At 69.8% G+C, this 24,195-nt stretch carries 26 protein-coding genes, 1 tRNA gene and 1 riboswitch; of the genes, 14 read left to right on the plus strand and 13 right to left on the minus strand.

Translation table 11 applies throughout. The features are described from left to right. The first annotated feature begins 22 nt into the window (after positions 1 to 22). The 3 genes from RSP_RS15275 (at position 23) to RSP_RS15285 (ending at position 2,674) form a co-directional block, all read left to right on the plus strand. Complete coding sequence (locus RSP_RS15275; RefSeq protein WP_011338920.1) at positions 23 to 406, plus strand: hypothetical protein; 384 nt, start codon at positions 23 to 25, stop codon at positions 404 to 406. Positions 407 to 476: 70 nt separating this feature from the next. After that, on the plus strand, positions 477 to 1,862 hold the full coding sequence (locus RSP_RS15280) for a leucyl aminopeptidase family protein (RefSeq protein WP_017140017.1): 1,386 nt from the start codon (positions 477 to 479) through the stop codon (positions 1,860 to 1,862). Continuing rightward, positions 1,862 to 2,674 (plus strand): C40 family peptidase, encoded by an 813-nt coding sequence (locus tag RSP_RS15285; protein ID WP_017140018.1) that lies wholly within the window; start codon positions 1,862 to 1,864, stop codon positions 2,672 to 2,674. The genes RSP_RS15280 and RSP_RS15285 overlap by 1 nt, the downstream gene beginning before the upstream one ends. Positions 2,675 to 2,780: 106 nt before the next feature. Here the strand turns inward: RSP_RS15285 and RSP_RS15290 are convergent, their stop codons facing one another. From RSP_RS15290 to RSP_RS15300, 3 genes are all read right to left on the minus strand, one after another. After that, positions 2,781 to 4,001: a winged helix-turn-helix domain-containing protein gene (locus tag RSP_RS15290; protein ID WP_011338923.1), complete on the minus strand. Its 1,221-nt coding sequence runs from the start codon at positions 3,999 to 4,001 to the stop codon at positions 2,781 to 2,783. A gap of 14 nt (positions 4,002 to 4,015) precedes the next feature. Beyond that, positions 4,016 to 5,194 (minus strand): 23S rRNA (adenine(2503)-C(2))-methyltransferase RlmN, encoded by a 1,179-nt coding sequence (gene rlmN, locus RSP_RS15295; protein ID WP_002721983.1) that lies wholly within the window; start codon positions 5,192 to 5,194, stop codon positions 4,016 to 4,018. Between the two features lie 138 nt (positions 5,195 to 5,332). After that, the gene (locus RSP_RS15300) at positions 5,333 to 5,863 is read right to left on the minus strand and encodes an invasion associated locus B family protein (RefSeq protein ID WP_002721985.1); all 531 of its coding nucleotides are present in this window, start codon (positions 5,861 to 5,863) and stop codon (positions 5,333 to 5,335) included. Positions 5,864 to 6,029: 166 nt separating this feature from the next. On the opposite strand from RSP_RS15300, the gene RSP_RS15305 reads away from it, so the two are divergent. Beyond that, positions 6,030 to 7,019 (plus strand): asparaginase, encoded by a 990-nt coding sequence (locus RSP_RS15305; protein WP_011338924.1) that lies wholly within the window; start codon positions 6,030 to 6,032, stop codon positions 7,017 to 7,019. Positions 7,020 to 7,034: 15 nt separating this feature from the next. Here RSP_RS15305 and RSP_RS15310 read toward each other — a convergent pair whose 3' ends face one another. After that, positions 7,035 to 7,874 carry an SDR family oxidoreductase gene (locus RSP_RS15310; protein ID WP_011338925.1) on the minus strand — a complete coding sequence of 280 codons (840 nt, stop codon included), beginning with the start codon at positions 7,872 to 7,874 and terminating at the stop codon, positions 7,035 to 7,037. A 134-nt stretch (positions 7,875 to 8,008) separates the two neighbouring features. Between RSP_RS15310 and RSP_RS15315 the strand changes: the two genes are divergently transcribed. From RSP_RS15315 to RSP_RS15325, 3 genes are all read left to right on the plus strand, one after another. Continuing rightward, entirely contained in the window at positions 8,009 to 9,487 is a 1,479-nt protein-coding gene (locus RSP_RS15315) for an AMP nucleosidase (RefSeq protein ID WP_002721991.1), read from the plus strand. A 128-nt stretch (positions 9,488 to 9,615) separates the two neighbouring features. Beyond that, entirely contained in the window at positions 9,616 to 9,903 is a 288-nt protein-coding gene (locus tag RSP_RS15320) for an HU family DNA-binding protein (protein WP_002721993.1), read from the plus strand. Positions 9,904 to 9,972: 69 nt separating this feature from the next. Then, positions 9,973 to 10,854 carry a DMT family transporter gene (locus RSP_RS15325; protein WP_011338926.1) on the plus strand — a complete coding sequence of 294 codons (882 nt, stop codon included), beginning with the start codon at positions 9,973 to 9,975 and terminating at the stop codon, positions 10,852 to 10,854. Here the strand turns inward: RSP_RS15325 and aroC are convergent. After that, the gene (gene aroC, locus RSP_RS15330; protein ID WP_002721996.1) at positions 10,851 to 11,951 is read right to left on the minus strand and encodes a chorismate synthase; all 1,101 of its coding nucleotides are present in this window, start codon (positions 11,949 to 11,951) and stop codon (positions 10,851 to 10,853) included. The two genes, RSP_RS15325 and aroC, sit on opposite strands and share 4 nt — an antisense overlap. Positions 11,952 to 12,063: 112 nt before the next feature. Next, a riboswitch (TPP riboswitch) is annotated at positions 12,064 to 12,163 on the plus strand. Between the two features lie 34 nt (positions 12,164 to 12,197). Between aroC and thiB the strand changes: the two genes are divergently transcribed. Genes thiB through RSP_RS15345 form a run of 3 tightly spaced genes read left to right on the plus strand, consistent with a single transcriptional unit; the run spans position 12,198 to position 15,353 of the window. Then, the gene (thiB, locus tag RSP_RS15335) at positions 12,198 to 13,181 is read left to right on the plus strand and encodes a thiamine ABC transporter substrate binding subunit (RefSeq protein WP_017140019.1); all 984 of its coding nucleotides are present in this window, start codon (positions 12,198 to 12,200) and stop codon (positions 13,179 to 13,181) included. Continuing rightward, the gene (locus RSP_RS15340) at positions 13,157 to 14,671 is read left to right on the plus strand and encodes a thiamine/thiamine pyrophosphate ABC transporter permease ThiP (protein WP_011338928.1); all 1,515 of its coding nucleotides are present in this window, start codon (positions 13,157 to 13,159) and stop codon (positions 14,669 to 14,671) included. The genes thiB and RSP_RS15340 overlap by 25 nt, the downstream gene beginning before the upstream one ends. After that, positions 14,658 to 15,353 (plus strand): thiamine ABC transporter ATP-binding protein, encoded by a 696-nt coding sequence (locus RSP_RS15345; protein WP_011338929.1) that lies wholly within the window; start codon positions 14,658 to 14,660, stop codon positions 15,351 to 15,353. Before RSP_RS15340 ends, RSP_RS15345 begins: the two co-directional genes overlap by 14 nt. A gap of 49 nt (positions 15,354 to 15,402) precedes the next feature. On the opposite strand, the gene petC is transcribed toward RSP_RS15345, so the two are convergent. The 7 genes from petC to RSP_RS15380 all read right to left on the minus strand — a co-directional run bounded on the left by petC (position 15,403) and on the right by RSP_RS15380 (position 20,001). Then, the gene (gene petC / locus RSP_RS15350; RefSeq protein WP_002722004.1) at positions 15,403 to 16,260 is read right to left on the minus strand and encodes a cytochrome c1; all 858 of its coding nucleotides are present in this window, start codon (positions 16,258 to 16,260) and stop codon (positions 15,403 to 15,405) included. A 17-nt stretch (positions 16,261 to 16,277) separates the two neighbouring features. Further along, positions 16,278 to 17,615, minus strand: a complete 1,338-nt coding sequence (petB, locus tag RSP_RS15355) for a cytochrome b (protein WP_002722007.1) — start codon at positions 17,613 to 17,615, stop codon at positions 16,278 to 16,280. 10 nt (positions 17,616 to 17,625) lie between these two features. After that, a complete protein-coding gene (gene petA / locus RSP_RS15360; RefSeq protein ID WP_002722009.1) occupies positions 17,626 to 18,189 on the minus strand; it encodes a ubiquinol-cytochrome c reductase iron-sulfur subunit in 564 nt (187 codons plus the stop codon). A gap of 505 nt (positions 18,190 to 18,694) precedes the next feature. Beyond that, a complete protein-coding gene (locus tag RSP_RS15365) occupies positions 18,695 to 19,303 on the minus strand; it encodes a glutathione S-transferase (protein WP_011338930.1) in 609 nt (202 codons plus the stop codon). Between the two features lie 4 nt (positions 19,304 to 19,307). Further along, positions 19,308 to 19,601 (minus strand): hypothetical protein, encoded by a 294-nt coding sequence (locus RSP_RS15370; RefSeq protein WP_002722013.1) that lies wholly within the window; start codon positions 19,599 to 19,601, stop codon positions 19,308 to 19,310. A gap of 130 nt (positions 19,602 to 19,731) precedes the next feature. Beyond that, entirely contained in the window at positions 19,732 to 19,857 is a 126-nt protein-coding gene (gene ykgO, locus RSP_RS15375; RefSeq protein ID WP_002722020.1) for a type B 50S ribosomal protein L36, read from the minus strand. A 69-nt stretch (positions 19,858 to 19,926) separates the two neighbouring features. After that, a tRNA-Val gene (locus tag RSP_RS15380) sits at positions 19,927 to 20,001 on the minus strand. A gap of 152 nt (positions 20,002 to 20,153) precedes the next feature. Between RSP_RS15380 and RSP_RS15385 the strand changes: the two genes are divergently transcribed. After that, entirely contained in the window at positions 20,154 to 21,014 is an 861-nt protein-coding gene (locus RSP_RS15385; RefSeq protein ID WP_011338931.1) for an N-formylglutamate amidohydrolase, read from the plus strand. A 3-nt stretch (positions 21,015 to 21,017) separates the two neighbouring features. Here the strand turns inward: RSP_RS15385 and RSP_RS15390 are convergent, their stop codons facing one another. Then, complete coding sequence (locus tag RSP_RS15390) at positions 21,018 to 22,271, minus strand: DNA polymerase IV (RefSeq protein WP_011840148.1); 1,254 nt, start codon at positions 22,269 to 22,271, stop codon at positions 21,018 to 21,020. A gap of 126 nt (positions 22,272 to 22,397) precedes the next feature. On the opposite strand from RSP_RS15390, the gene RSP_RS15395 reads away from it, so the two are divergent. The 3 genes from RSP_RS15395 to RSP_RS15405 all read left to right on the plus strand — a co-directional run bounded on the left by RSP_RS15395 (position 22,398) and on the right by RSP_RS15405 (position 24,194). Then, a complete protein-coding gene (locus tag RSP_RS15395; protein WP_002722023.1) occupies positions 22,398 to 23,279 on the plus strand; it encodes an SPFH domain-containing protein in 882 nt (293 codons plus the stop codon). Continuing rightward, a complete protein-coding gene (locus RSP_RS15400) occupies positions 23,276 to 23,545 on the plus strand; it encodes an NfeD family protein (protein WP_009563435.1) in 270 nt (89 codons plus the stop codon). The genes RSP_RS15395 and RSP_RS15400 overlap by 4 nt, the downstream gene beginning before the upstream one ends. 307 nt (positions 23,546 to 23,852) lie before the next feature. Next, positions 23,853 to 24,194 carry a hypothetical protein gene (locus RSP_RS15405; protein WP_011338933.1) on the plus strand — a complete coding sequence of 114 codons (342 nt, stop codon included), beginning with the start codon at positions 23,853 to 23,855 and terminating at the stop codon, positions 24,192 to 24,194. Position 24,195 lies beyond the last annotated feature (1 nt).

A 24,195-nucleotide genomic window follows, 5' to 3' on the forward strand; every position in this document is an offset into this window, starting at 1 on the left:
GGTGTGTAGGGGGACAGGTGAGATGACCTGCATGATAATGGCCCTGAGGCCGGTGGATCGCGTGCGGCAGGATGCGGAGCCCATTGCCGCCATGTATCGCGAAATGGGCACGAAGGCTGCCGAGCAGATCGTGAATCGTGCCTTTGCGGAGCTGGCGATGACCATCGCCGCGCTTTCGCATCAGGTCAGGATGCGCGATCGGGCCGAGATCCCGCGGCGTCTGCGGCGGCTGCAGCGCATGTGCGAGAACCTCGGGATGGTCAGCTTGGGCCTCGTTGCGGCAGATGCACGCGGCGCCGTCGAGCTGGGCGACATGACGGCCTTTGCCGCGATCTGGGCGCGCCTCCTCCGGGTGGCAGAGCGGTCGCTGGCCTCCGACAAGGAGTTGCTCGACCTCAGCCTCTGACCGGCGGGGCTTGCGGGTGGCGCCGGAACGGCTAGGCTCGCCGGGATTATTCAGCCTTCCGGAACGAGCCATGCCCCTTTCCTTTGCCGATCCCGCCGCGGCCTCGCGCCCGGTCCATGTCGTTGCGTCCGACGCGCTGGCCGACTGGCTCGGCGGCCGGACCGAGGCCGAGGGCGCCTGGCTTGCCGCCACCGGTTTCGAGGCCTCGCTGGGTGAGCTGCGCCTGCTGCCGGACGCGGAGGGCGGCGTCGCGGCGGCCGTTCTCGGCTCGGGCACGGCCAAGGCCCGCGCCCGCAGCCGCTTCGGCCTCGCCCGCGGTCTTGCCGCCCTGCCGGAAGGCGACTGGCATCTCGAGGGAGATCTCTCGCCCGAAGCGGCCGGCGAGGCGGCTCTGGGCTGGCTTCTGTCCGCCTATGCCTTCACGCGCTACCGCAGCGCGGCGAAGTTTCCGAAGGCGCGCCTGAAGCTGCCCGCGGGCTGCGACGGCGCGCGGCTCATGGCCATGGCCGAGGCCGAGGCGCTGACCCGCGATCTCATCAACACCCCCGCCTCCGATCTCGGGCCGCAGGAGCTGGAGGACGCCTTCCTTGCCCTGGCCGACCGGTTCGGCGCCGAGACCGCGGTGATCCGCGGCGACAAGCTCCTCGACCGCAACCTGCCCATGATCCATGCCGTGGGCCGCGCCTCGACCCGCGCGCCGCGCCTGCTGGAGATGCGCTGGGGCGAGCGCGGGCCGCGCGTCACGCTGGTGGGCAAGGGCGTCTGCTTCGACACGGGCGGGCTCGACATCAAGCCCTCGACCGGCATGCTCCTGATGAAGAAGGATATGGGCGGGGCCGCCACCGTCATGGGGCTCGCGCAGATGATCATGGCGCTCGAGCTGCCGGTGCGGCTGCGCGTGCTGGTGCCGGCGGTGGAAAATGCCATATCCGGCAATGCGATGCGCCCGAAGGACATCCTGACCTCGCGCAAGGGGCTGACGGTCGAGGTGAACAACACCGATGCCGAGGGGCGGCTCATCCTCGCCGATGCGCTGGCGCTGGCCGATGAGGAAGAGGCCGATCTCATCGTCTCGATGGCCACGCTGACCGGGGCCGCCCGGGTGGCGGTGGGCCCGGATCTCGCGCCCTTCTACACCGATGACGAGGATCTGGCGGCGGCGCTGCAATCGGCGGCGGGCCCCGCCTGCGATCCGGTCTGGCGCCTGCCCTTCTGGGAACCCTACGAGGCCCTGATCGAGCCCGGCATCGCGGATCTGGACAATGCCCCGTCGGGCGGCTTCGCGGGCTCGATCACGGCCGCGCTCTTCCTGCGCCGCTTCGTCGAGAACCCGCGCTACATGCATTTCGACATCTACGGGCACACGCCCGCCGATGCGCCGGCACGGCCGAAGGGCGGTGTGGGGCAGGGGGCGCGCGCGATCCTCACGGCATTGCCGCGGATGCTGGATCTGTGATGGACCGCCGGACGACCCCCTGCAGCGGCGAGGTGGCTCATGTCTCGCTGAAGGGGCAGGTGGCGGCCCCGCGCTTCACCGATGGCACGCCCGCGCGGATCGGCCTGCCGGTCGTGGATCTCCTCGCCCGTCCGGATGGCCCGCGGGACCGGCAGCTCCTGCTGGGCGAGGATTTCCTCGTGATCGACCGGCGCGAGGGCCATGCCTTCGGCCGCGCCGCCAAGGACGGCTATTGCGGCTGGCTGCCCGAGGCCGCGCTTGCAGCGCCAGAGACGGCCACCCACCGCGTGGCAGTGCCCGCGACTCATCTCTATCCCGAACCGCGGGTGCAGGCGCATGAGATCGCCGCCCTCAGCTTCGGCGCGCGGTTGACTGTCATTGGCGAAGCGCGAAATTTTCTGCAGACGACAATGGGTTGGGTTCCCGCCTGCCATCTGTGGCCGCTGGATCGGCTCCATTCCGACCCCGTGGCCGTGGCGCGGCTCTTTCACGGCACGCCCTATCTCTGGGGGGGCAACAGCCGGGCGGGCATCGATTGCTCGGGTCTCGCGCAGGCAGCGCTTCTGGCCTGCGGGATGGACTGTCCCGGCGACAGTGACCTGCAGCAGACGGTCGGCACTGAGGTTTCCGGCGACCTGCAGGCGGGAGACCTTCTGTTCTGGAAGGGCCATGTCGCCATGGCCATCGATGCGCAGCGCATGATCCATGCCACGGGGTATGTGATGGGGGTGATCGAGGAGGAGACGGAGGCCGCCATCGCCCGGATCGCCGCGGCCGGTGAGGGGCCGGTTCTGGCGCGCCGCCGGCCCTGAGGGCGAGAAACCGCGGCGGGGCCATGGCGCGCGGCTCGAGCGACGAAGGCCGTGAGCCGCCCTGCGGCGTAGAGGCCTCCGCGGCGCACCTGAGGGCAACCTGCCGCTAGTCTCCGGCGACGCTCCCCTCGGGCAGCGTCTCGCGCAGCCAGTCCGGCTCGAACTTCACCTGATCGCAGCCCGCGAACTGCGCCAGACGGTCGAGCTCGGCCCCGAGCCGCCCGAGCCGCCGCGAGCCGAGCCGCACCCCCGCCTCGGGCCAGAGCGCGCGCACGCGCAGGCTGCCGCTCTCGCGGTGGGCGCGCATGTCGATCCGGCCGATCAGCCGGTCGCCCTCGAGGATCGGGAAGACGTAATAGCCGTAGGTGCGCTTGGCCTCGGGCACGAACACCTCGATCCGGTAGCGGAAGCCGAACAGCCGTTCGGCGCGGGCCCGGTCGCGCAGCACCGGATCGAAGGGCGACAGGATTCGCAGCCGCGGCGAGGGATCGGGCGCGGCCTCGGCCAGCGCGGCCACCTCCGGGCGGGCGTAGCTGCGCCGGAGGCTGCCGTCGGCCCCCTCGACGCGGACCTCCACGATCTCGCCGCGCGCGAGCGCATCGTGACACCAGGCCTGCGCCTCGGCGGGGCTGGCGGCGGCCCAGAAGGCGGCCAACTCGCCCGAGGTGGCGAAGCCGAGCCTGTCCAGCGCCTCGGAGCAGGCCCAGTGGATCGTGGCGGCGTCGCCCGGATCCATCGCGAGCCACCCGGACGGGATGACGCGGGAGGTCAGATCGTAGACCTTGCGGAACGAGTCGCGGCGCGTGATGGAAAGCTCGCCCACCCGCCAGAGATATTCCAAGGCGGCCTTCGACGGATGCCAGTCCCACCAGCCGCCGGTGCCGCGCTCTTCCTCCTCGCCCACTTCGGCGGCCGAGACCGGCCCGCTTTCGGCGATCCGCGCGAGGACCGCATCGAACTGCTCCTCGAACCCCTCGCGCTGCCAGCCGCGCCAGCGGGCCAGCAGCCGCGGCCGGTCGCGGCGGAAGCGGTGGTGCCAGAAGGGGAAGAAGCGGGCGGGGATCACCGCCGCATCATGGGTCCAGTGTTCGAACAGGTGGCGCTGCGCGAGCAGACGGTCGAGCGCCTCGGGCCGGTAGGCCTGCCTCCGCGCGAAGAGGATCATGTGATGGGCGCGGGCGACGGTCGAGATGCTGTCGATCTGGACGAAGCCCAGACGGTCGATCAGCGCCAGCAGCGCCTCGCCCTTGGCCGGGCCGGTGGGCGGCTCGGCAAGGGCGTGGAGATGCAGGAACAGCCGGCGGGCGAGCGGGTTGGGGAGGATCACGGCCGCCGGCCCGATCAGAGGCCGGTTTCGGCGGCGATCTGGGCCCGGCTCTTGCGGGCCCGCTCGGTCGCGGACTTGAGCTGGCCGCAGGCCGCCATGATGTCCTCGCCGCGCGGGGTGCGGATCGGCGAGGCGTAGCCGGCCTTGTAGATGATGTCGGCGAAGGCCGCGATCCGCTCGGGCGTCGAGCGGCGGTAGGGCGCGCCCGGCCATTCGTTGAAGGGGATCAGGTTGATCTTGGAGGGGATCCCCGAGATCAGCTTCACCAGCCGCCGGGCATCCGCATCCGTGTCGTTCACCCCGTCGAGCATGACATATTCGAAGGTGATCCGCTCGGAGTTGGACAGGCGCGGATAGTCGCGCAGGCTGTCGAGAAGCGTGCGGATGTTCCAGCGCTTGTTGATCGGCACGAGAATGTCGCGCACCTCGTCGGTCGTGGCGTGGAACGAGATGGCAAGCTGGCAGCCGATCTCCTCGGCGGTGCGGGCGATCTCGGGCACGACGCCCGAAGTGGAAAGCGTGATCCGCCGGCGCGAGAGCGAGAGGCCCTCGCCATCCATCACCACCTTCATCGCGTTTCGCACATTCTCGAAATTGTAGAGCGGCTCGCCCATGCCCATCAGCACGAGGTTCGACACCAGCCGCGTCTCGTCCTTCGGTGCACCCCGCTCGGGCCATTCGCCGAGATCGTCGCGCACGAGCATGAGCTGGCCCACGATCTCGGCCGCCGTCAGGTTGCGCACCAGCTTCTGCGTGCCGGTGTGGCAGAAGGAGCAGGTCAGCGTGCAGCCCACCTGCGAGGAGACGCAGAGCGTGCCACGGCCTTCCTCGGGGATGTAGACCGTCTCGACCTCGTGCCCGCCCGCGATCCGGATGAGATATTTCCGCGTGCCGTCCGCCGAGATCTGCCGGGTGACGACCTCGGGCAGGACGATGGCGAAATGCTCGGCGAGGAGCGCGCGATAGTCCTTGGCGAGGTTCGTCATCTGCGCGAAGTCGCGCACGCCCCAGTGATAGACCCACTGCCAGACCTGACCCGCCCGCATCTTCGCCTGCCGCTCGGGCGTGCCCGCAGCCACGAGGGCGGCCAGAAGCTCCTCGCGCGTGAGGCCCACGATGTTCACGGGGCCGCCCTCGGGCAGCTTGCGCGGCAGGGTCATCACGTCCTGGGTGATCGGAGCGTTGGCGGTCATGGCTAAGCCTCGGGAAGCGGGAAGCGCATCATATAGGGGATTCGGGACGGAAACGGAACCCGGGTCCCGCAAATGACAAGGCCCCGGCAGGGCCGGGGCAGGTCAGGGGCGGCGCGGACCGCCCTTTCGCAGACGCACTTACTTGCAGCGCGTCTCGGCGTCGGACATTGCGGCGGTGAAGCCCGAAAGCGAGAACGTGTCCTTGGTCTGGGTTCCGCGGGCCGAGCGGGCGGTCAGGACGGCGGTGCTGCCGCGTTTCATCGACGCGAGCAGCGAGGCATCGTCCTGCGCATTCGCGGGCCAGGCCCATTCCCCGTCGGTGAAAAGCTCGAACTTGGTGCCGCCGATGTCGACGTTGACGGTCGAGCCCGGGGCGAACGGATAGCCGCCGGTGAAGGAGATTTCGCCCTTGGCGCCCGAGCCCGGACGGTAGGTCACGAACAGCAGGATGTCGCCGCGGCGCACGTCGACGGCCTTGCCATCCCGCGTGGCCTGGGTCTGCTTCGGGCTCGAGACGCCCCAGCATTCCTTGGGAGAGCTTTCGGCGAACACGCTCCAGTCCGTCTTGGTCGCGACCCGGTTCGTGGATTCCTGAGCGGCCGCACCCGTCGCGAGACAGGCGAGGACAATCGCCGCCGCCGGAAGCAGGCGCCCCTTCGTGGTTCTCATCGTTCACAGCCTCCAGCTGTCAGTGCCTCTGCCCGCCCCACGCCGCCTTGTGGCGACCTTTTTGAGTAGCGCAGGCCGTTTCAACCCGATAACGCTTCTTAGCGCAAGCATTGCGCCGGACAAAAGGCCTCTTGGGCACAAAATCGCGCAGCTGTGAGGGGATGTCATGACGGATCCGGCGAGGATGGTGGAGCTCTGGCGCGGCGGGCTTCTGGAAAGCTGGCACACGGGACATGCCGCCGTGTGGAGCGCGGATGGCGGGCTGGTCGAGGCCTGGGGCGATCCCGGGACGGTGATCTTCCCGCGGTCGTCCTGCAAGATGATGCAGGCCCTGCCGCTTCTGGAGAGCGGGGCCGGGGCGGGGCTGTCGTCCCAGCGTCTGGCGCTGGCCTGTGCGAGCCATCAGGGGGCAGAGCTTCATACCGGGCACGTCGGGCGCTGGCTGACGGATCTGGGCCTCTGCGAGGCGGATCTGCGCTGCGGCGCCCATATGCCCGCCGACACGGCCGAGCGGGACCGGCTGATCCGGGCGTATGAGGAGCCCTGCCAGATCCACAACAACTGCTCGGGCAAACATGCGGGCTTCCTGATGCTCTCGCAGCATCTGAAGGCCGGGCCGGAGTATGTGGAGATCGACCATCCGGTGCAGCAGGCGGTGCGGACGGCCTTCGAGGAGGTGACGGACGAGGCGAGCCCGGGCTACGGGATCGACGGCTGCTCGGCGCCGAACTTCGCGACCACGGTGGCGGGGCTGGCGCGCGCCATGGCCTTCTTTGCCGGGGCCTCCACCGGCGGGGGCGTTCGCGAGCGGTCGGCGGCGCGGCTCGTCGAGGCGATGATCGCCCATCCCGAGCTCGTGGCGGGCGAGGGCCGCGCCTGCACCGAACTCATGCGGGCCATGGGCGGGCGCGCCGCGATCAAGACCGGCGCCGAAGCGGTCTTCGTGGCCATCGTCCCCGAGAAGCGGCTGGGGATCGCGCTGAAGATCGTGGACGGCTCGACCCGCGCCTCGGAGGCGGCCATCGCCGCCCTGCTCGTGCGGCACGGGCTTCTCGATCCGGCGCATCCGGCGGCGCGCAAGCGGCTCGATGCGATCCAGACGAACTGGCGCGGCCGCGAGACCGGCATCCTGCGCGCGGCGCCCGGGTTCCCCTGAGGCCGTGCGGGCGCCTCAGTCGCCGCCGGCGAGCAGGGAGCGCAGGCCCGAGCGGTAGTCGGGGTGGAGAAGCGCGATGCCCAGGCGCGCCTTGATCCGGTCGTTCCGCACCCGCTTCGATTCCGCATAGAAGCTGCGCGCCATCGGCGTCATCTCCGCCTCGTCGTAGGGCACTTCGGGCGGAGGCGGCAGGCCGAGCAGCTCGGCGGCATAGCCCAGCACATCCTCGGGCGGGGCGGGATCGTCGTCGCAGACGTTGTAGATCGCGCCCGGCTCGGGATGCTGCATCGAGGCTTCGAGCACCTGCGCGATATCCGCCACATGAATGCGGCTGAAGACCTGCCCCGGCTTCACGATCCGCCGGGCGGTGCCGTCGCGGACCTTCTCGAACGGGCCGCGGCCGGGGCCGTAGATTCCCGCGAGGCGGAAGATGTGGAGCGGCAGCCCCAGCGCCTGCCATTGCCGCTCGGCTTGAACCCGCGCCTGCCCCCGCTCCGTCGAGGGGGTGAGGGGCGTGTCCTCGTCGACCCAGCCGCCGGCGTGGTCGCCATAGACGCCGGTGGTGGAGAGATAGCCCACCCAGCGCGCGTCGGCCCTTGCCAGCTCTGCGCCATGGGTGGCGAGGAACGGATCGCCCTCGCGCCCCGGCGCGGCCGAGGCGAGGATATGGCTGGCCCGCGCCAGCGCGGGCCCGAGATCGCCCGGCCAGAGGAGCGGCTCGATACCGCCGGCCTCGAGCTCCGCGGCCTTGGCGGCGCTCCGCGTGGTGCCGATCACCGTCCAGCCCTGCGGCAGGAGGCGGTGGGCCAGAGCCTGCGCGGAATAGCCGTGCCCGAGGGAAAGAAGCGTCTTCATGCCGTCACTATCCCCGCGCCGCAGCGCCGCTGCAAGGGGCGAGCCTGCCGCGCCCCAAGCCGCGTCCGCGGAGGCTTGATCCCCGCCCGCGAGCCTGCGCATCCTCTCGGCAGGCAGCGACAGGAGACAGACCCGTGAGCGACGCGCCCCTTCCTCTTCTCGTCCCGGAGGTGCCGGACCGCGAGACCTTCACCGATCCCGCGCGGGCGGTGGACCGGCTGGAAGAGATCTACATCCGGTCGACCCGCTTCCTGTCGGGCCATTTCAGCGCCTCGGCCACCGGGGGCCAGCCGGGCGGGCGGGTGCGTGCCTATTATCCCGAGATCCGGCTCACGACGACGAGCTTCACCCGCGCGGACAGCCGGCTGAGCTTCGGCCATGTGGCCGAGCCGGGCTCCTATTCCACGACGGTGACGCGGCCCGACCTGTTCCGCAACTACCTGATCCAGCAGATCGACCTCCTGATGCAGAACCACGGAGTACCGGTCGAGATCGGCGTCTCGGCCACGCCGATGCCCGTGCATTTCGCGGTGGCGAACGACCCGTCCGTCTCGGTGCCGCAGGAGGGGGTGCTGTCCTATCCGCTCCGCGACGTGTTCGACGTGCCCGACCTCTCGACCACCAACGACGATATCGTGAACGGCAGCCGCCTCAGCAACTCCGACGGCTCGAAGCCGCTCGCGCCCTTCACCGCGCAGCGGGTGGATTATTCGCTCGCGCGGCTCACCCATTACACGGCCACGAACCCGCGTCATTTCCAGAACCACGTCCTGTTCACCAACTACCAGTTCTATGTGGACGAGTTCGAGGCGATCGGGCGGGCGGCGCTGGCCGATCCCGCCTCGGGCTACAGCGCCTTCGTGGGCCCCGGCGATCAGGAGATCACCGATCCCGAGACCCCGCTTGCGCTGCTGCCGCGCCTGCCGCAGATGCCCACCTATCACCTCAAGCGGCCGGACGGGCAAGGGATCACGCTGGTCAACATCGGAGTCGGCCCCTCGAACGCCAAGACCGCGACCGACCATATCGCGGTGCTGCGCCCGCACGCCTGGCTGATGGTGGGCCATTGCGCGGGCCTGCGGAACTCGCAGAGCCTCGGGGATTTCGTGCTGGCCCATGCCTATCTGCGCGAAGACCATGTGCTAGACGACGATCTGCCGGTCTGGGTGCCGATCCCGGCGCTGGCCGAGATCCAGATCGCGCTCGAGGATGCGGTCGAGGAGGTGACGCAGCTGCAGGGCTACGAGCTCAAGCGCATCATGCGGACGGGCACGGTGGCCACCATCGACAACCGCAACTGGGAACTGCGCGACCAGTCGGGCCCGGTCCAGCGGCTGAGCCAGAGCCGCGCCGTGGCGCTCGACATGGAGAGCGCGACCATCGCGGCGAACGGCTTCCGCTTCCGCGTGCCCTACGGAACCCTCCTCTGCGTGTCCGACAAGCCGCTGCACGGGGAATTGAAACTGCCGGGCATGGCCAGCGATTTCTACCGGACCCAGGTGGCGCGGCACCTCAGGATCGGAATTCGCGCCATGGAAATGTTGCGCGAGACACCGATCGAGCGCATCCACAGCCGAAAGCTGCGCAGCTTTGAGGAAACGGCGTTCCTGTAGTGAGTTGACGCGGCGGCAAGCCGGGAATAGGGCTTGCTTTATGCTGCAAAACAAGGTGTAGCCCTTGAATTCGCCCCCAGAGGCAGGAACAGACCCCGCGTCCAGCGGGGCAAGACCAGGAGACTCTCATGTCGAAACCGATGACCAAGACGCAGCTCGTCGCGACCCTTGCTGACGAGATGGGCTCGGACAAGAAGACGGCCAACGCGGCCCTCGATGCGATCGCCTCGATCGTCGCCCGTGAAGTGGCCGCCGGCGGTGCCGTGACGCTGCCGGGCCTCGGCAAGGTCGTCTGCCGCGAGCGCCCCGAGCGTCAGGTGCGCAATCCGGCCACCGGCGAGCAGGTGACCAAGGCCGCCGACAAGCAGGTGAAATTCACCATCGCCAAGGCGCTGAAGGACAGCGTGAACGCCTGAGCCGGCGATCCGGCACGGCAGCCGTTCGAGGGTCGCCATCCGGCGGCCCTTTTTCATGGGAGGGACCGGATGGATCTGCGCAGCATCGGCATGGGCCTCGCCTTTGCCTTCATGTGGTCCTCGGCCTTCGCTTCGGCGCGCATCATCGTGGCGCAGGCGCCGCCCCTCAGCGCGCTCTCGCTGCGCTTCCTCTGCTCGGGCCTGATCGCGCTCGCCCTCGGCGCGGCGCTGGGACAGTCGGCGCGGCTCAGCCCTGCGCAGTGGCGCGGCGTGGTGATCTTCGGTCTCTGCCAGAACGCCTTGTATCTCGGGCTCAATTTCGTCGCGATGCGCTGGGTGAGCGCGAGTTTCGCCGCCATCGTCGCCTCCACGATGCCGCTCCTCGTGGCGCTGGCGGGCTGGATCTTCCTGCACGAGCGGCTGAGGCCCGTCACGGCGCTGGGGCTTCTGGCCGGGATGGCAGGCGTGGCGCTCATCATGGGCACGCGGCTGTCGGGCGGCGAGGATGCCCTGGGCTTTCTCCTCTGCGTCGCGGGCGTGATCGCGCTGACGGCGGCCACGCTGACGGTGCGGGTCGCCTCGTCCGGCGGCAACCTCCTGATGATCGTGGGTCTGCAGATGCTGGTGGGTTCGGCCGCGCTGGCGCCCGCGGCGCTGCTGACCGAGACCCCGCTCGAGGTGCAGTGGAGCGGCAGCCTCGTGGCGGCCTTCGCCTACACCACACTGGTGCCGGGGCTGCTCGCCACCTGGGTCTGGTTCCTGCTCGTCGGCCGGATCGGCGCCGTCCGCGGCGCGACCTTCCATTTCCTCAACCCGTTCTTCGGCGTGGCCGTGGCGGCGGTGCTTCTGGGCGAGCGGATGGGGATCTGGGACGTGGCCGGCGTCGTCGTGATCGCGGCCGGGATTCTCGCCGTGCAGCTCTCGCGCGTGCCCGAAGCCGCCCGGCGCTAGCCGATCGTCCCGCGCAGGCCGCCGGTCTGGCCGCGGTCGAGCAGCAGATGGTCGAGCAGCACGCAGGCCATCATCGCCTCGCCCACCGGCACCGCGCGGATGCCCACGCAGGGATCGTGGCGGCCCTTCGTCACCACCTCCACCTCGCGCCCGTCGGTCGTGACCGAGCGGCGCGGGGTCAGGATCGAGGAGGTGGGCTTCACCGCAAAGCGCACCACCACATCCTGCCCGGTCGAGATGCCGCCGAGGATGCCGCCCGCATGGTTGGTCAGGAACTCGGGGCCCTCGGGGCCCATGCGGATTTCGTCGGCATTGGCGCTGCCGGTGAGGCAGGCCGCGGCCATCCCCTCGCCGATCTCGACACCCTTCACCGCGTTGATCGTCATCATGGCCGCGGCGAGGTCGCTGTCGAGCTTGCCGTAGATCGGCGCGCCGAGCCCTGCCGGCACGCCCGAGGCCCGCACCTCGACGATGGCGCCCACCGAATCGTGCGCCTTGCGCAGTCCGTCGAGATAGTCGGCCCAGAGCGCGGCCGTATCGGGATCGGGGCACCAGAAGGGGTTGCGCTCGATCTCGTCCGCGTCGAACCGGGCGCGGTCGATAGCATGCGGCCCGATCTGGACCATGTAGCCCTCGATCCGCAGGCCGGGAACCAAGGCCGCCAGCGCCGCCCGGGCGACACCGCCCGCCGCGACCCGCGCCGCCGTCTCGCGCGCCGAGGAGCGCCCGCCCCCGCGATAGTCGCGCAGCCCGTATTTCCAGTGATAGGCGATGTCGGCATGACCCGGCCGGAAGCTCCGGGCGATCTCGCCATAGTCCTTCGACCGCTGGTCGGTGTTCTCGATCATGAGCTGGATCGGCGTGCCGGTCGAGCGGCCCTCGAAGGTGCCCGACAGTATCCTGACCGCATCCGGCTCCTGCCGCTGGGTGGTGAAGCGGTTCTGGCCGGGCTTCCGGCGGTCGAGCCAGTGCTGGATCGCCTCGGCCTCGATCGCGACGCCGGGCGGGCAGCCATCCACCGTCGCGCCGAGCGCGGGCCCATGGCTCTCGCCCCAGGTGGTGACGCGGAAGATGTGGCCGAAAGTGTTGTAGCTCATGACGTTCGTCCCCGTTTGGCCGAGCCATAGGGCAGATGCGCCCGTCGGGGAACCGGATTCTGGCGCAGGGCGCGGCTTTCCTGTTGCGGCGGCGGGCCGCCCCGCTATGGTCTGTCCCACCTCGGGGTGCCCGCAAGGGCTGAGACGCTGCGCGCGAACCCGTTGAACCTGACCCGGTTAGGACCGGCGGAGGGAAGGTGCATGGCTCCTCATCCCGTTCCGTTCCGCGTCGAAGAGGAGGATGAGATGAGACTTCCGATCGTTGCTTCCTGTGTTGCGCTGGCTGCGGGAACGGCCGCGGCCGAGACGCCCGTGCTGACGGTGCTGACCTACGACAGCTTCACCTCGGAATGGGGTCCTGGCCCCGCGGTCGAGAAAGCCTTCGAGGAGACCTGCGCCTGCGACCTGCGCTTCGTCGCCGCGGGCGACGGGGCGGCGCTTCTGGCGCGGCTCCAGCTCGAGGGCGCGCGGAGCGAGGCCGATGTGGTTCTGGGGCTCGACACGAACCTCACGGCGGCGGCGGCCGCGACCGGCCTCTTCGCTCCGCACGGCGTGAGCACGCCGCTCGATCTGCCGGTGGCCTGGGAGGATCCGGTGTTCCTGCCCTTCGACTGGGGCTGGTTCGCCTTCGTCCATGACCGCAGGATGGAAGATGTGCCGGCCTCGTTCGAGGAGCTGGCGGCGTCGGACTCCAAGATCGTCATCCAGGATCCGCGCAGCTCGACCCCGGGTCTGGGCCTTCTGATGTGGGTGGAGGCGGCCTACGGCGACCGCGCGCCCGAGATCTGGGAGGGGCTCGCCGACAATATCGTGACGGTGACGCCCGGCTGGTCCGAGGCCTACGGCCTCTTCATGGAGGGCGAGGCCGACATGGTGCTGAGCTACACCACCTCGCCCGCCTACCATCTGATCGCTGAGGAGGACGATACCAAGACTGCGGCCGCCTTCCGCGAGGGGCACTATCTGCAGGTCGAGGTGGCGGGCAAGCTGGCCGCGACCGACCAGCCGGAGCTGGCCGACCGCTTCATGGCCTTCCTGCTGGAGGAGCCGGTGCAGTCGGTGCTGCCCACGACGAACTGGATGTATCCGGCGAAGCTGCCCGCCGCGGGCCTGCCCGAGGGGTTCGAGACGCTGGTGCAGCCCGAGACCTCGCTTCTGCTGTCGGCTGACGAGGCGCTCGCCCTCCGGCCCGAGGCTCTGGCCGAATGGCAAGACGCGCTGGCGCGCTGATCGTCGCCGCGGCGCTGGCCGCGCTGACGCTGGGCCCGCTCGCGCTCGTGATGGCGCGGGCGGGCGGCGGCGCGCTCGGTCCGGCCGATTGGGCGGCAGTGCGCTTCACCGTCCTGCAGGCGGCACTGTCTGCGGTGGTCTCGGTTCTGCTGGCGGTGCCGGTGGCCCGCGCGCTCGCCCGCCGCAGCTTCCCCGGCCGTCGACTGATGATCGCGCTGCTGGGCGCGCCCTTCCTGCTGCCGGTGATCGTGGCGGTCCTTGGGCTGATCGCGGTTTTCGGCCGGGCGGGGCTGCTGAACCGGGGGCTCGAGGCCGTGGGCCTGCCCGCGCTTTCGATCTACGGGCTCCACGGTGTCGTGCTGGCCCATGTCTTCTTCAACATGCCCTTCGCCGTCCGGCTGATCCTGCAGGGCTGGCTCGCGATCCCGTCCGAGCGTTTCCGGCTGGCGGCCGCGCTCGGCTTCCGGCCGGCCGATGTGGCGCGGCATCTGGAATGGCCGATGCTGCGGGCGGTGGTGCCGGGCGTGGCGCTGGTGGTCTTCGTGATCTGCCTGTCGAGCTTCGCCGTGGCCCTGACGCTGGGCGGCGGCCCGCGGGCCACGACGGTGGAGCTTGCGATCTATCAGGCCCTGCGGTTCGAGTTCGACCTGGGCCGCGCGGCGCTGCTGGCTGCGCTGCAATTCGCACTCTGCGGGGCAGCGGTGCTGGCCACTGGCGCCCTGTCGCTGCCCTCGGCCTTCGGCGCAGGGCTCGACCGCGCGCCTGTGCCCCTCGCGCCGGGGGGCTGGCGGCGCGGGGCGGACGGCTTGGCGCTGGCGCTGGCCGCGGCTTTCCTCCTTCTGCCGCTCGGCATGGTCGCCGCGCGCGGGGCGCCGGGGCTTCTCCATCTGCCGTCCGATGTCTGGGCCGCGGCGGGCCGGTCGCTCGCGGTGGCACTGCCCTCGGCCGCCCTCTCGGTGACCGGCGCGCTGGTGCTGGCGCTGGCGGGCCCCCGCTTCGGGCTGGTGGCGACCCTGCCGCTCGCCGCCTCCTCGCTCGTCCTCGGCACCGGGCTGTTCCTTGCTGTCCATCCCGTCCTCAATCCGACGCTGGTCGCGCTGCCGGTGACGATGCTCGTCAATGCCACGCTCACGCTGCCCTTCGCCTATCGCATCCTCGCACCCGAGGCGCGCGCGCTTGAGGCCGATTACGGCCGGCTCGCCGCGGCTCTGGGCCTTGGCGGCATGGCGCGGCTGCGCTGGCTCACGCTGCCGCGGCTGCGCCGTCCGCTGGGCTTCGCTCTGGGCGTGGCGTCGGCGCTGGCGATGGGGGATCTGGGCGTCATCGCGCTCTTTGCCGCCGAGGGGGGCGCCACGCTGCCGCTTCTCGTCCAGCGGCTGATGGGTGCCTACCGGCTGGAAGAGGCGGCGGGGGCGGCGCTGCTTCTGGTGCTCACGAGCTTCGCCCTCTTCTGGATCTTCGACCGCGGAGGCCGCCATGCTGCATCTTGACCGCCTGCTGATCCGGCAGGGCGATTTCACGCTCCGCGCCGATGCCACGGCCTGCGCGGGCGAGCGGATCGCGGTGATCGGGCCGTCGGGCGGGGGCAAGTCCACGCTCCTCATGGCGATCGCGGGCTTCCTCGCCCCGGCCGAGGGGCGCATCCTCTGGCAGGGCCGGGATCTCGGCCCGCTCGGTCCCGGCGAGCGGCAGGTGAGCCTTCTGTTTCAGGACCAGAATCTCTTCCCGCATCTCACGCTGCGTGAAAATCTGGGGCTCGGGATCTCGCCCGCCCTGCGGCTTGCGGCCGGAGACCGCGCGCGGATCGCCGAGGCGCTGGAGCGTGTGGGTCTTGCGGGTCTCGGGGAGGCGAAGCCGGGGCGGCTCTCGGGAGGGCAGCAGGGGCGGGCGGCGCTCGCCCGGGCGCTCCTGCGGGCGCGGCCGATCCTGCTCCTCGACGAGCCCTTCGCCGCGCTCGGGCCCGCGCTCAAGGCCGAGATGCTGGCGCTCGTCTCCGAGATCGCGGCCGAGACCGGGGCCACGGTGCTGATGGTCACGCACGACCCCGAGGATGCGCGCCGCTTCGCCCACCGCACCATCCTCGTGGCGGACGGTCGGGCCGAGGCGCCGCAGCCGACGGCGGCGCTTTTTGCCGATCCGCCGCCGGCACTCCGCGCCTACCTCGGCCCCTGAACGGAAAAGGCCCCGCCGAAGCGGGGCCTGTCCTCATCGATCCCGGGGATCAGACGTTCGTCTTCTTCTTGCCCTTCACGCCGGCCCAGAGCCGCTTGTTCGTGAGGTAGAGCAGCACCGACAGCACGGTCAGGAACATGACGGCGGTGAAGCCGGCCTGCTTGCGGGCCATCAGCTTCGGTTCGGCCGCCCACATCAGGAAGGCCGAGACGTCTTCTGCCATCGCATGAACGCTGGCGTCGTGGCCGTCGGCATATTCCACCAGATCGTCCATGAGCGGAGGCGGCATGGCGATCCACGAGCCGGCGGTGGTCTTCACGCCGTTCGCGTCCTTGCAGGTGTCGGGGACCGAACCGTTCTGGAAGGCGCGGTTGTAGTAGAAGCCGTCCGGCTCATGGCCTTCGGCGCATTTCGGCGGCTCTTCCGGGAAGCCCGTCAGCACCGAGTAGATGTATTCCGGCCCGCCGATGCCGTTGAAGAGCTGGCTGATGCCGGTGCCCATCGGGCCGTGGAAGCCCGCCCGCGCCTTCGCCATGAGCGAGAGGTCGGGCGCGTTCTCCAGCGCCGAATGGGGGAAGTGGTCGGTGGGCTTGCCCTCGCGGTCCTCACCCGTTTCCTCGTCGGTCACGGTGAACTGCGTGGCATAGGCCCGGACCTGATCCTCGGGCAGCTCGGGGCCGCCCGGTTCCGACAGGCTGCGGATCGGGACGAACTTCATCCCGTGGCAGGCTGCGCAGACCTCGGTATAGACCTGCAGGCCCCGCTGGAGCTGGTGCTGGTCGAAGGTTCCGAACGGGCCCTCGAACGAGAAGGGCACGTCCTCGACATGGCCGCCGCCGGCCGCCATCGCCGCGCCGCCCGAGAGGGCGAGCGCCGTGGCGGCTGTGAGAGTGAGTTTGCGGATCATCGTCACTGTCCTTTCCCTTACTCTGCCACGACCGTTTTCGTGCCGCCGGTCGCCGGCGAGTAGTGGGCGTTGAAGTCTTCTTCGATGGTCGCGGGCGGAGCCACCGGCTTCTCGATCGCGCCGAGGATCGGCAGGATCACCAGGAAGTAGGCGAACCAGTAGGCCGATGCGATGAGCGAGATCCAGTCGTAGGGGAAGGTGGTCTGCTGGGCGCCGACCCAGGTCAGGATCACGAAGTCCGCCGCGAGCAGCCAGAAGTAGATCTTGAACATCGGGCGGTAGCGCCCCGACCGCACCGGCGAGGTGTCGAGCCACGGCACCAGCGCCATCACGAGGATCGCGCCGAACATCGCGAGCACGCCGAAGAACTTGGCGTCGATGATGCCGAAGCTGATGAAGTTGGCGATCTGCACCACCCAGACGTCGGCGGTGAAGGCGCGCAGGATCGCGTAGAAGGGCAGGAAGTACCATTCCGGCACGATGTGCGCGGGCGTCGAGAGCGGGTTCGCCTCGATGTAGTTGTCGGGGTGGCCGAGGTAGTTCGGCATGAAGCCCACGATGGCGAAGAACACCAGCAGGACGACGGCCAGGGCGAAGACGTCCTTGATGATGAAGTAGGGCCAGAACGGAACCGTGTCCTTCTGGGCTTCCGCCTTCGAGGTGCGGCGCACTTCGACGCCGGTCGGGTTGTTGTTGCCCGTCGAGTGGAAGGCCCAGATGTGGATGGCCACGAGGGCCGCGATCACGAAGGGCAGCAGGTAGTGCAGCGAGAAGAAGCGGTTGAGCGTGGCATTGTCCACCGCCGGGCCGCCGAGCAGCCAGGTCTGGATCGAATGGCCGATGCCCGGGATCGCGCCGAAGAGGCCGGTGATCACGGTGGCGCCCCAGAAGGACATCTGGCCCCACGGCAGCACGTAGCCCATGAAGGCGGTCGCCATCATCGCGAGATAGATGAGCATCCCCACGATCCAGGTGACCTCGCGCGGCGCCTTGTAGCTGCCGTAGTAGAGGCCGCGGAAGATGTGCAGATAGACCGCGATGAAGAACAGCGAGGCGCCGTTCGCATGCAGGTAGCGCAGCATGAAGCCGCCGTTCACGTTGCGCATGATGTGCTCGACCGAGGCGAAGGCCAGGTCGACATGCGGCGTGTAATGCATCGCAAGCACGATGCCGGTGACGATCTGCAGCACGAGACAGAAGGCGAGGACGACGCCCCAGATCCACATCCAGTTCAGGTTTCTGGGGGTGGGGATCATGATGGTGTCATAAGCCAGCGCGACAATCGGCAGCCGGCTGTGCAGCCACTTCTCGATGCCCGTCCGCGGCTCGTAATGGTCGTGAGGGATTCCGGACATGGCGTGTTCCTTACCCGAGCTGGATGGTGGTTTCGTCGATGAACTTGGCGAGCGGAATCGGCAGGTTCTCGGGCGCGGGGCCCTTCCGGATACGGCCGGCACTGTCGTAGTGCGATCCGTGGCAGGGGCAGAACCAGCCCCCGAAGTCACCCGACACGCCGCCGATCGGCACGCAGCCGAGGTGGGTGCAGACGCCCCACATCACCAGCCACTCTCCGGCCTCGTCCAGCGTGCGGTTCTGGTCCGTCGCCTCGGCGCCGGCGTCGATGTTCGCGTTGCGGGCATTGGTGTCGACCAGCTGGCCGAGCTGGACGGAGCGGCCGAGCTCGATGTCGGCCTCGGTGCGGCGGCGGATGAAGATCGGTTTGCCGAGGAACTTGACGGTCAGCTGGACACCCGGCTCGACCGAGCTCACATCGACGAAGATGGAGGCGAGGGCCTGCACGTCGGCCGACGGATTCATTTGGTTGATCAGCGGCCAGACGGCGGCCCCGGTGGCCACCGCCCCGGCTCCGGCCGTGGCGTAATACAGGAAATCCCTGCGAGTGCCTGCGTGATCTTCTGCGTTGGACACGAGAACTTCTCCCTTCCTCGGGCCGCTGCAGGCCCACAAGATGACCGGGCCGCGGTCAAACGCAGCCTTGCCTGTCGCCTTCTAATTGCCATGCGGCGTTGCGTCCAGCGGACAAACAGGCGCAGCAGGCAATTGGCACAGGCTCTTGCTGCCCTTTTGCCACCCTTTCGGCCGCCTCCGGTGCCGCGGGAATCGGCAGCTCCGGCGCGGGAGCGGGACCGGAGGTGCGCGGCGTCTCCCGGAGCGGTGCGGCCCGTCGGGGCGCAGGCAGGGGAGGGGTTCGAGACGGCGGCAGGCGCGGGGGCCGGTGACCCTCGTGAAGGACGCGCCCGCCCGCGCTTCCGGAGGGGCTCGGTTCCGGCAGGCTTCGCGAGGGCGCGGCAGAGCCTCGCCCGCCCCGGTCACGATTGCGTGTTCCGGTCTTCCGAAAGCGGCCGATCCACCCCCGCGGGGAAACGGCCTGTCATTCGCGCTTCGTGAATGACAGGCCCCGGGACGGTGGCGGTCAGGCGACGGGAACGGTCGCTAGCATCGAGGAGCGCTGGCTGAAACTCCCGGCCCACTCGGCGAGGAGCGGGCGCGCGGCGCGCCAGTCGCGCGGGCCATGGCGGAAGTCGAGATAGTCGAGCGCGCAGCCCATGGCGATCTGGCCGATGTCGAGCGGCCCCTGCAGCTGGCTCATCCAGCGGGCCTCGACCGCCTCGAGCGCGCGGGCGATCTTGCTCCACTGGCCCTCGACCCAGGGCTCGTGCCGCTTCTCTTCGGGGCGGATGCGGGATTCGTAGACCATCAGCACGGCCGCCTCGAGGATGCCGTCCGCCGTCGCTTCCAGCGTCAGCGCATCCCAGAGCCGGGGCGCCGCCGGATAGAGGCCGGCGTTGGCCACGCTGTCGAGATAGCGGCAGATCACCCGGCTGTCGTAGAGCGCGGGCCCGTCGTCCCGCGCGAGCACCGGGATCTTGCCCAGCGGATTGAGCGCGAGCGGCAGGTTGCCCGGATCGACGGGCGTGCCGCCCGAGAGGATCCGCTCGACCTTTCCGAACAGGCCGGTCTCGTGCAGCACGACATCGACCTTGCGCACGAAGGGCGAGGTCGCGGAAGCGTAAAGGCGCATGGGCTCAGGTTCTCCGGATGCGAAGCCGGGCCAGCCAGGCCGCATCGATCTCGACGCCCCCGCCCGCCCAGGTCAGGGTGCGCCGGAAGCGGCCGGCGGCGTTGGTCTGCCGTGCGCCCTCGAGGGCGCGGTCGGCCGGGCGGTGCAGCGACAGGCCCTCGCCCAGATCGTCGAGCGCATCCTCGGCGCGCTGATCGGTGCGGCCGGGCACGAGCGCGCGCCGGACGAGCCAGACCGCGCCGGCAACGGCGCCGGTGCGCAGGGCGAAGGCCGCGAGCGGAACGAGGGGAAGGGGCATCGGGACCTCCTCTGTCGGTCCCGGAATGGTAGGGCGGTCCGGCGCCGCTGGCAACTCCGGCCCGCCTGACAGGAAAAGGCCGCCACGGGAGGTCCCGGGCGGCCTTTCTGTCCCTCGAAGTCCGAAGCGATCAGCCCTGGCGGGCCTTGTAACGCTTCTGCGTCTTGTTGATCACATAGACGCGGCCCTTGCGGCGCACGACCTGGCAGTCGCGGTGGCGCAGCTTGAGCGAGCGGAGCGAGTTCGCAACCTTCATCTCTCTTCTCCCTTTCGCGGCGCGCGTGCGCCTTGAAAAAACGATGCCCCCGAACCGGGGGCGGTGAAATGGTGGGCGGTACTGGGATCGAACCAGTGGCCACTACGATGTCAACGTAGTGCTCTACCGCTGAGCTAACCGCCCACTCTGACATGCGCGCCACACCTGTTCCGCGCGAGGCGGTCGACCGGGCGGCGCCCCGTCGGTGGGCTGCTCTATAAATAGAGTCGGCGGGGTGTTCAAGGGGTTTTGGAGAGCTAGAAAATGAAGCACTATCGGGCGGTGAAGGAAGCCAGATGACGCCGGAAGCCTATTCGCTGATCCGCCCGGAGCGGCGCGACACCTCCGTGATCTTTTCCTCGCCGCACAGCGGGCGGGATTATCCGGCTTCGTTGGTGGGGCGCACGATTCTCGACGAACGGATGCTGCGCTCATCGGAAGATGCGTTCGTGGACGAGCTCTTCTCCTGCGCGCCGCGGCTGGGGGCCCCGCTGCTGATGGCCCGGGTGCCGCGCGCCTATGTCGACATGAACCGCTCGGCCGACGAGATGGATCCGGCGCTGATCGAGGGCATCTCGCGGGCGCCGCACAATCCGCGCGTCAGCTCGGGGCTCGGGGTGATTCCCCGCGTGGTGGCGAACGGGCGGCCGATCTACCGGGGCAAGATGCCGCTGGCCGAGGCCGAAGCGCGGATCGCCCGCTACTGGACCCCCTATCATCAGGCGCTGCGGACGCTGATCGACGAGAGCCAGGCGCTCTTCGACGAGGCGGTGCTGGTCGATTGCCATTCCATGCCGCATGAGGCCATCGAAACCCACGCCCGCCCCGGCCAGCCCACGCCCGAGGTTGTGCTCGGCGACCGGTTCGGCGCGGCCGCCTCGCGCACCGTGGTCGACCGGATCGAGGCGGCCTTCGTCTCGGCGGGTCTCCGGGTCGTGCGCAACGCGCCCTTCGCAGGCGCCTATATCGCGCAGGCCTACGGGCGCCCCTCGCGCAATCAGCATGTGGTGCAGGTCGAGGTGGACCGCTCCCTCTACATGGACGAGGCGCGGATCGAGCGCAGCGCGCGGTTCCCGGCCTTCGCAACACTCATGACCTCGGTCGTGGCCGAGATCACCGGCATCGGCCGCCCGGCCCTGCCGCTCGCGGCAGAGTGAGCCTCAGCGCAGGGACCGGCCCTTGATGATCGCGTCGTGGCCGAAGCGGGCGCGGATCGCGTCGGTCGCGCGCTCGGCGGCGATGCGCCGCCCGGCATTCGGGTCGAGGAGGTCGCCCGTCAGGTCCGCCTCGGCCGCCCCGGCCAGATCCGAGATGCCGACGCCGATCAGCCGGAACGGCCCGGCGGTGCGCGCGCCGTCGAACAGGGCGCGCGCCTCGCGGTAGATCCGGTCCGCCGATTGCGTGGGCCCGGCGAGCGCATGCCGGCGGGTGACGAGGGCGAAGTCCGTCCGCTTCAGCTTCAGCGTCACGGTGCGCCCGGAGAGCCCGCGCGCCTTGGCCCTGTCCGAGACCTGCTCGGCCAGCCGCCAGAGATGGCCGTCGAGGATCTCGGGATCGGCGGTGTCCTCGTGGAAGGTCGTCTCCTTCGACACCGATTTCAGCGCATGGTCGGCCGAGACGCGGCGGCGGTCCTCACCCCGCGCCAGATGCCACAGCCGCTCGCCCGTCTGGCCGAAGCGGGCCACGAGATCGGCCTTCTCCCAGCGCAGCAGATCCTCGATCGTGCGGATGCCCGCGCGCTCCAGCGCGCTCTGGGTGGCGGTGCCCACGCCCCAGATGATGCGGACGGGCTTCTTGCGCAGGAAAGCATCCGTCTCGGCGCGGCCGATCACCGAGAAGCCGCGCGGCTTGTCGAGGTCGGACGCGATCTTGGCCAGGAACTTGTTGTGCGAGAGCCCGACCGAGCCGGTGATGCCGAGCTCCTCCTCCATCCGCCGCAAAAGCCGCGCGAGGAGCACCGCTGGCGGCGCGCCATGCAGCCGCTCGGTGCCCGAGAGATCGAGGAAGGCCTCGTCGAGCGACAGGGGCTCGATGGCCGGGGTGAGATCCTCCATCATCGCACGGATCTGGCGCGAGACCCCGGCATAGACGTCGATCCGCGGCTTCACCACGGTGGCTTCGGGGCAGAGCTTCAGCGCCTGAAACATCGGCATGGCCGAGCGCACGCCCGAGATCCGGGCGATGTAGCAGCAGGTCGAGACGACGCCGCGGCTGCCGCCCCCAACGATCAGCGGCTTGTCCCGGAGCGAGGGATCGTCGCGCTTCTCGACGCTGGCATAGAAGGCGTCGCAGTCCATGTGCGCGATGGAGAGCGAGAACAGCTCGGGATGGGCCGTCACGCGGGGCGAGCGGCAGGCGGGGCAGCGGGTGCCGCCGTCGAAGGGCGTGAGGCAGTCGCGGCAGAGGGCGGGCATGGGGGGATCATACAGCGGGACCGACGGCTGCGGTAGATCGACCGTCGCCCCTCGCGCAGGTGCGCCCTCCTTGCGCTGCGGTGTCCTTCGCGGCATCAAGGGCCGGAAGAGCAGTCAGGAGGCAGCATGGACCCGGCGGATTTCATCGGCGGCAATGCCGTCCTACTGGCGCTCGCCGCCTTCCTCATCCTCTGCGTCTTCCTCGGCGTGCGAATCGTGCCGCAGTCGCAGAAACATGTGGTCGAGCGGTTCGGCCGGCTGCGGGCGGTGCTGGGGCCGGGGATCAACTTCGTGGTGCCCTTCCTCGACGTGGTCGCCCACAAGATCTCGGTGCTCGAGCGGCAGCTGCCCAATGCGATGCAGGATGCGATCACCGCCGACAACGTGCTGGTGAAGGTCGAGACCTCGGTCTTCTATCGCATCACCGAGCCCGAGAAGACCGTTTACCGGATCCGCGACGTCGACGCCGCCATCGCCACCACGGTGGCCGGGATCGTGCGCAGCGAGATCGGCAAGCTCGAGCTCGATCAGGTGCAGTCGAATCGCGCCGACCTGATCCAGAAGGTGCGCGAGCAGGTCGCGGCCATGGTGGATGACTGGGGCATCGAGGTGACGCGCGCCGAGGTGCTCGACGTCAATCTCGACGATGCGACCCGTGCGGCCATGCTTCAGCAGCTGAATGCCGAGCGGGCGCGGCGGGCGCTGGTGACCGAGGCCGAGGGCCGCAAGCGCGCGGTCGAGCTGAATGCCGATGCCGAGCTCTATGCCGCCGAGCAGGAGGCCAAGGCGCGCCGTGTGCTGGCCGATGCCGAGGCCTATGCCACCGGCGTGATCGCCGAGGCGATCCGCGAGAACGGGATCGAGGCCGCGCAATATCAGGTGGCGCTGAAGCAGGTCGAGGCGCTGACCGCCGTCGGGCAGGGCGAGGCCAAGCAGCTCATCGTGGTGCCCGCCTCGGCGATGGATGCCTTTGCCGATGCCTTCCGGATGCTGAAGGGGCGGGCATGATCTGGTCGGTCTGGTGGATCTGGGTGGTGGCGGGGCTTCTGCTCGGGATCGTCGAGATCCTCGTGCCGGGCTTCGTCTTCCTGGGCTTCGCCGTGGGCGCGGTGGCCATCGGACTTCTGATCTGGATCGGGCTCGAGGCCGGGCTGCCGCTGCTGCTCGTGCTGTTCGCTCTCATGTCGCTCGCGGTCTGGCTCGCGCTGCGCCGGATGTTCGGCCTGCCCTCGGGCTCGGTGAAGATCTGGGACCGCGACATCAACGATAACTGATCCGCGCAAGACGGGGCCGGCCCCCGCATGTCGGACTGTGGCCGGATGCCCGTCTGAAAGCCCGCACCGTGGCGGGATTGCGCAGCCTTGCCAATACCTCCGGGAGGGACATGAGTGCCGCCCGCGCCGTCATTCGGGCAGTCCTGCCAGAGCAACGCCGCGGCCTTCCACACGACAGCTTCCCGGCCGGTTGGCGGGCTTCCGCTCTCCCGCCGCGCGTCCTCCCGCTGCGATGGAACCGTGGGGGGCGAGTCCTGTTTTGATCCCAAGGAAATGTCTGTTTTACGAAAACAGGAAGGAGGATCTGATGTCTGACTACCGTCGCGACCCGACCCCGAACAACCGCACCACGGCCGAACGGCCGGTCGAAGGCTCGGCTTCGCGCACCATGTGGTATGTCGTGGGTGCGGTCATCGTGCTGCTTCTGGTGCTGTGGTTCCTCTTCGGCGGCATGAGTGCCACGAATGACGCGACCATGACCACGCCGCCTGCCGCGACGACCACGACCGAGCCCGCCGCTCCGCCGCCGGCCACCGCGCCTGCGCCCGAGGCCACCACGCCTGCGCCGGCCGAGCCCGCGCCCGCTCCCGAGGCGGCTCCGGCGACGCCCGCGCCCGACGCGACCGCTCCGGCCGCGCCCGCGCAGTAAC

The sequence above is a fragment of the Cereibacter sphaeroides 2.4.1 genome, assembly GCF_000012905.2.
GTDB classification, from domain to species: domain Bacteria; phylum Pseudomonadota; class Alphaproteobacteria; order Rhodobacterales; family Rhodobacteraceae; genus Cereibacter_A; species Cereibacter_A sphaeroides.

What these genes read in the sequence shown, in the direction of transcription:
- thiB (WP_017140019.1), top strand. Translation starts at nt 12,198, where the DNA reads ATGAGACTTCCGATCGTTGCTTCCTGTGTTGCGCTGGCTGCGGGAACG.
- RSP_RS15395 (WP_002722023.1), top strand. Translation starts at nt 22,398, where the DNA reads ATGGACCCGGCGGATTTCATCGGCGGCAATGCCGTCCTACTGGCGCTC.
- RSP_RS15405 (WP_011338933.1), top strand. Translation starts at nt 23,853, where the DNA reads ATGTCTGACTACCGTCGCGACCCGACCCCGAACAACCGCACCACGGCC.
- aroC (WP_002721996.1), bottom strand. Translation starts at nt 11,951, where the DNA reads ATGAGCTACAACACTTTCGGCCACATCTTCCGCGTCACCACCTGGGGC.
- RSP_RS15345 (WP_011338929.1), top strand. Translation starts at nt 14,658, where the DNA reads ATGCTGCATCTTGACCGCCTGCTGATCCGGCAGGGCGATTTCACGCTC.
- RSP_RS15280 (WP_017140017.1), top strand. Translation starts at nt 477, where the DNA reads ATGCCCCTTTCCTTTGCCGATCCCGCCGCGGCCTCGCGCCCGGTCCAT.
- RSP_RS15310 (WP_011338925.1), bottom strand. Translation starts at nt 7,874, where the DNA reads ATGAAGACGCTTCTTTCCCTCGGGCACGGCTATTCCGCGCAGGCTCTG.
- RSP_RS15340 (WP_011338928.1), top strand. Translation starts at nt 13,157, where the DNA reads ATGGCAAGACGCGCTGGCGCGCTGATCGTCGCCGCGGCGCTGGCCGCG.
- RSP_RS15320 (WP_002721993.1), top strand. Translation starts at nt 9,616, where the DNA reads ATGTCGAAACCGATGACCAAGACGCAGCTCGTCGCGACCCTTGCTGAC.
- RSP_RS15390 (WP_011840148.1), bottom strand. Translation starts at nt 22,271, where the DNA reads ATGCCCGCCCTCTGCCGCGACTGCCTCACGCCCTTCGACGGCGGCACC.
- RSP_RS15365 (WP_011338930.1), bottom strand. Translation starts at nt 19,303, where the DNA reads ATGCGCCTTTACGCTTCCGCGACCTCGCCCTTCGTGCGCAAGGTCGAT.
- petB (WP_002722007.1), bottom strand. Translation starts at nt 17,615, where the DNA reads ATGTCCGGAATCCCTCACGACCATTACGAGCCGCGGACGGGCATCGAG.
- RSP_RS15370 (WP_002722013.1), bottom strand. Translation starts at nt 19,601, where the DNA reads ATGCCCCTTCCCCTCGTTCCGCTCGCGGCCTTCGCCCTGCGCACCGGC.
- RSP_RS15275 (WP_011338920.1), top strand. Translation starts at nt 23, where the DNA reads ATGACCTGCATGATAATGGCCCTGAGGCCGGTGGATCGCGTGCGGCAG.
- RSP_RS15305 (WP_011338924.1), top strand. Translation starts at nt 6,030, where the DNA reads ATGACGGATCCGGCGAGGATGGTGGAGCTCTGGCGCGGCGGGCTTCTG.
- RSP_RS15300 (WP_002721985.1), bottom strand. Translation starts at nt 5,863, where the DNA reads ATGAGAACCACGAAGGGGCGCCTGCTTCCGGCGGCGGCGATTGTCCTC.
- RSP_RS15325 (WP_011338926.1), top strand. Translation starts at nt 9,973, where the DNA reads ATGGATCTGCGCAGCATCGGCATGGGCCTCGCCTTTGCCTTCATGTGG.
- RSP_RS15385 (WP_011338931.1), top strand. Translation starts at nt 20,154, where the DNA reads ATGACGCCGGAAGCCTATTCGCTGATCCGCCCGGAGCGGCGCGACACC.
- petC (WP_002722004.1), bottom strand. Translation starts at nt 16,260, where the DNA reads ATGATCCGCAAACTCACTCTCACAGCCGCCACGGCGCTCGCCCTCTCG.
- RSP_RS15285 (WP_017140018.1), top strand. Translation starts at nt 1,862, where the DNA reads ATGGACCGCCGGACGACCCCCTGCAGCGGCGAGGTGGCTCATGTCTCG.
- ykgO (WP_002722020.1), bottom strand. Translation starts at nt 19,857, where the DNA reads ATGAAGGTTGCGAACTCGCTCCGCTCGCTCAAGCTGCGCCACCGCGAC.
- RSP_RS15400 (WP_009563435.1), top strand. Translation starts at nt 23,276, where the DNA reads ATGATCTGGTCGGTCTGGTGGATCTGGGTGGTGGCGGGGCTTCTGCTC.
- rlmN (WP_002721983.1), bottom strand. Translation starts at nt 5,194, where the DNA reads ATGACCGCCAACGCTCCGATCACCCAGGACGTGATGACCCTGCCGCGC.